This is a genomic window from Streptomyces sp. NPDC002306, assembly GCF_053593435.1.
Map to the genome: position 1 here is coordinate 1 of NZ_JBSFCK010000155.1, position 1019 is coordinate 1019.

Sequence of the window (1019 nt, forward strand, 5' to 3'; positions counted from 1 at the left end):
TACGTCCTGGCCGACCTGCCGGTCGAGCTCATCGGCCGGCTGCGCTCGGACCGCGTCATGCTCCGGGACGCCGGCCCACGCCGCTCCACCCCACGCGGCGGACAGCCCCGCAAGCACGGCGGCGTCCTCACCTTCTCCAAACCGGACTCCTGGCACACCCCCGACCAGGCCACGACATGCGACACCACCCGCTACGGCACGGCCGAAACCCTCGCCTGGGACAGGATGCACCCACGCTTGCAGGCCCGCGGCCCCTGGCTCGACCACTGCGGTGAACTCCCGCTGATCCACGGCACGTTGCTCCGGCTCAAGGTCGAGTACCTGCCCGGTGACCGCGACCCGAAGCCGGTGTGGCTGTGGTCCTCGCGCACCGACATGACCGGCCAGGACATCGATGTGCGCTGGCAGGCGTTTCTCCGCAGGTTCGATCTTGAACATACTTTTCGGCTGTTCAAACAGACCCTGGGCTGGACCGTCCCCAAGGTCCGTGATCCGCACACGGCCGACCTGTGGACCTGGCTGATCATCGCCGCCCACACCCAGCTCCGCCTCGCCCGTCCCCTCGCCGAGGACCTCCGCCGGCCCTGGGAACGTCCCACCGAGCCGCGCCGACTCACCCCCGCTCGGGTCCGGCGGGGGTTTCGTCACCTCCGCGTGAAGACTGCCCGTCCCGCCGATGTGCCCAGACCGTCCAAGCCTGGGCCCGGTCGCCCACCCGGCTCGAAGAACCGCAGGCCAGCCCCACGTCACGAGCCCGGGAAGACCGTGAAACGAATCGAAACCCTCACCGAACACGTCCGCCTGAAACAGCAGCGAGGTTAATGATCAAGCTAAGCTTGACTCTGTCGGGGATCTTGGAGTTGTCGAGGTCAGGTGCCCAGGGTGCGCCAGGATTTTGGCCTGGGGATCCCGCACCGGTCGAGGTACCGGTAGTTCGTTAGATCCGGCGGTAGAGGTTAATGCCGTGTCCGGTGGTGACTGCGTCGGTCAGGGTCTGGAGTTCGTGGGGTGGGTCCGTG

1 pseudogene is annotated in these 1019 nt (G+C 67.6%); it reads left to right on the forward strand.

Annotated elements, in window-relative coordinates:
• A pseudogene (locus tag ACWCQK_RS42570) lies at positions 1–822 on the forward strand (NF041680 family putative transposase); the annotation flags it as partial.
• Positions 823–1019: the final 197 nt, after the last annotated feature.